Below are 4064 nucleotides of genomic sequence, written 5' to 3' on the forward strand. Positions count from 1 at the left end.
AGCAATTTTGTCCAAGTCAAGTACACTAACCGGGTTCGATCCGCACGGATCGAACCAAAAGTTCCATGTCTTCGGATGTGGAGCGGGAAATGTATGACTTCTGATCGGAAAGTGAGGCGCTGGTCGAACCAGCCTGGCGCCATGAGGTGAGAGCCTTGCTCTTTCTGGATCAGATCAAGCGCGAAAAGGGCGTTTGGTGGATGCCTTGGCAGCAAGAGGCGATGAAGGACGTGATACTCTGCGATAAGTCCTGGGGAGCTGAGAATAAGCTTTGATCCAGGAATTTCCGAATGGGGCAACCCACCTGACAGACTGTTATTGTTTGCACTGCAATCAATAATGGGCTGAACCAGGTACTTTGAGGCTGAATACATAGGCTTCAAAGAGCAAACCCGGGGAACTGAAACATCTAAGTACCCGGAGGAAAGGAAATCAACAGATACTCCCCTAGTAGCGGCGAGCGAACGGGGACCAGCCGAGCGATGATTGTGACAAGAACATGCTGGAAAGCATGGCCATAGTGGGTGACAGCCCCGTATTGGAAGCAAGATTCGACGTATTAAGTAGGGCGGGACACGTGAAATCCTGTCTGAACATGGGGGGACCACCCTCTAAGGCTAAGTACTCCTTGCTGACCGATAGCGAACCAGTACCGTGAGGGAAAGGTGAAAAGCACCCCGACGAGGGGAGTGAAACAGTTTCTGAAACCGGACGCCTACAAGCAGTCGGAGGGACTTCGGGTCCTGACGGCGTACCTTTTGTATAATGGGTCATCGACTTGGTCTCACATGCAAGCTTAAGCCGATAGGTGTAGGCGTAGCGAAAGCGAGTCTTAATAGGGCGTCGAGTATGTGGGATCAGACCCGAAACCGAGTGATCTAGGCATGACCAGGTTGAAGGTGCAGTAACATGCACTGGAGGACCGAACCCACACCTGTTGAAAAAGGTCGGGATGAGTTGTGCCTAGGGGTGAAAGGCCAATCAAACTCGGAGATAGCTGGTTCTCCGCGAAATCTATTTAGGTAGAGCGTCGCACGAATACCCTCGGGGGTAGAGCACTGGATGGGTAATGGGGTCCCACAGACTTACTGATCCTAACCAAACTCCGAATACCGAGGAGTACTATGCGGCAGACACACTGCGGGTGCTAACGCCCGTAGTGGAGAGGGAAACAACCCTGACCTCCAGCTAAGGCCCCTAATTCATGGCTAAGTGGGAAAGCAGGTGGGACGACCAAAACAACCAGGAGGTTGGCTTAGAAGCAGCCATCCTTTAAAGATAGCGTAACAGCTCACTGGTCTAATCAAGTTGTCCTGCGGCGAAGATGTATCGGGGCTCAAGCCATGAGCCGAAGCTGAGGACTGCGTATGCAGTGGTAGCGGAGCGTAGTGTGATATAACACCAATCCTCCTTAGCGATCCTCGGATCGCATTGGAGGATAGGGTGTTGTCTGTGAAGCCGGCCTGTGAGGGATCCGGTGGAGAGATCACTAGCGAGAATGATGACATGAGTAGCGACAAACAGGGTGAGAGACCCTGTCGCCGAAAGTCCAAGGGTTCCTGCTTAAAGCTAATCTGAGCAGGGTAAGCCGGCCCCTAAGTCGAGGCAGAAATGCGTAGACGATGGGAACTAGGTTAATATTCCTAGGCCAGGAGGATGTGACGGATCTCGAAGATTGTTCGACCTTATCGGATTGGTCGGGCCGTTGAGAGGTTCCTGGAAATAGCCCTCCATCAGACCGTACCCTAAACCAACACAGGTGGACTGGTAGAGAATACCAAGGCGCTTGAGAGAACGATGTTGAAGGAACTCGGCAAAATACCTCCGTAAGTTCGCGAGAAGGAGGCCCGGGTTCAAGGCAACTTGGATCCGGGGGCACAAACCAGGGGGTGGCGACTGTTTACTAAAAACACAGGGCTCTGCGAAGTCGCAAGACGACGTATAGGGTCTGACGCCTGCCCGGTGCCTGAAGGTTAAAAGGAGGAGTGAGAGCTCCGAATTGAAGCCCAGGTAAACGGCGGCCGTAACTATAACGGTCCTAAGGTAGCGAAATTCCTTGTCGGGTAAGTTCCGACCTGCACGAATGGCGTAACGACTTCCCCGCTGTCTCCAACATCGACTCAGCGAAATTGAATTGCCTGTCAAGATGCAGGCTTCCCGCGGTTAGACGGAAAGACCCCGTGCACCTTTACTACAGCTTCACACTGGCATTAGGCCGAACATGTGCAGGATAGGTGGTAGGCTTCGAACCAGGGACGCCAGTTCCTGGGGAGCCTCCCTTGAGATACCACCCTTGTTCTGCTTGATGTCTAACCGCGGTCCGTTATCCGGATCCGGGACCCTGTGTGGCGGGTAGTTTGACTGGGGCGGTCGCCTCCTAAAGCGTAACGGAGGCGCGCGACGGTTGGCTCAGAGCGGTCGGAAATCGCTCGTTGAGTGCAATGGCAGAAGCCAGCCTGACTGCGAGACTGACAAGTCGAGCAGAGACGAAAGTCGGCCATAGTGATCCGGTGGTCCCGAGTGGAAGGGCCATCGCTCAACGGATAAAAGGTACGCCGGGGATAACAGGCTGATGGTGCCCAAGAGTCCATATCGACGGCACCGTTTGGCACCTCGATGTCGGCTCATCTCATCCTGGGGCTGGAGCAGGTCCCAAGGGTACGGCTGTTCGCCGTTTAAAGAGGTACGTGAGCTGGGTTTAGAACGTCGTGAGACAGTTCGGTCCCTATCTGCCGTGGGTGTAGGATACTTGAGAGGAGTTGCCCCTAGTACGAGAGGACCGGGGTGAACGATCCACTGGTGTACCAGTTGTTCCGCCAGGAGCAGTGCTGGGTAGCTATGATCGGAAAGGATAACCGCTGAAGGCATCTAAGCGGGAAGCCCCCCTCAAAACAAGGTATCCCTGAGGGCCGAGGTAGACCACCTCGTCGATAGGCCGGAGATGTAAGCGCAGCAATGCGTTCAGTTGACCGGTACTAATTGCCCGATAGGCTTGATTTGATCCAGTAACAGCAAGGTTCAGACCGATCGCGAAAGCAATCGAGACGACCGGAGTTTACGGAAAATCAGAAGTCACACCGACTTGGACCTGATGTTGCTTGAGTTTTTCCTCGGTTTGGTGGTCATAGCGCGAGTGAAACACCCGATCCCATCCCGAACTCGGTCGTTAAGCACCGTAGCGCCAATGGTACTGCGTCTTAAGACGTGGGAGAGTAGGTCACCGCCAAACCTAGAAAAAACTCAAGAACTCTCAATACGATACGAAACGCAGAAACGCCCCCGGACTTCAACGTCCGGGGGCGTTTCTGTGTTCGGAACCAAACTCAACTGTGACCGAAACCAAGCATCATCGACCTGCCGACAGGTGCCCCCAGCAGGACTTCCGTCAACTCGATCCCGTAGATGCCAACAGGACCGGCCGTCATTGATGTGAACCGGTCAGGGAACGAGAACTGCACATCGCAACGCGTGGTCCCCGAAGGCGCAGGTCCAATCGTCCGCATTTGCGATCCTCCCGTCCATCCGTCGGGAAAAAGATCCCTGTCCGGATCGGCAGCAATCTCGTCTCCGGAGGATTCCCGGAACCCAACCGAAATCGAAACCGGAACCTCATTGCTCCCCAACAACTCCAGATCGCAATCAACTCCAATGAATGCGCCGGCGCGTGTGCCAACTGAAAGAACGAGTGGACCGCCCGATGCTCCGAAAACCATCGCGCCACCTTCACCAGTCTCCTGCCACGTGAGAGACGTCGGAAGAGGTGCCAGAAAATCCGCCGATCGATCCATATCAAACCGCGCGGAATACAACGTCCGGCGGCTCGCCCTGGACCCCTCCACGCCATCACCCTGCCCGGAGAGGGCGATGGCCATTGGCGTCGAGAGCAAACTCGAGATCCCGTACATCAGCTGGCCCACGTCCAGCGGAACATCGCCCCAGAGGTGGCCGAAATCCGCAACGACGGGGTGTTGACAACATCGATCTTGAACGCTCCCGTCGAACCAAAAACCTCAAAACTCTCCCAATTCCCTTCAGAATTCCGACGCTCAAGCTGTACAAAACCA

At 54.6% G+C, this 4064-nt stretch carries 2 rRNA genes; both read left to right on the forward strand.

Annotation, left to right across the window (positions count from 1 at the left end):
* Window positions 1–172 precede the first annotated feature (172 nt).
* Window positions 173–3000, forward strand: a 23S ribosomal RNA gene (locus CLV78_RS23510).
* 114 nt (window positions 3001–3114) lie between these two features.
* Window positions 3115–3229 (forward strand): 5S ribosomal RNA (gene rrf / locus CLV78_RS23515).
* Window positions 3230–4064 lie beyond the last annotated feature (835 nt).

It is taken from the genome of Aliiruegeria haliotis, from assembly GCF_003003255.1.
GTDB lineage: Bacteria > Pseudomonadota > Alphaproteobacteria > Rhodobacterales > Rhodobacteraceae > Tropicimonas > Tropicimonas haliotis.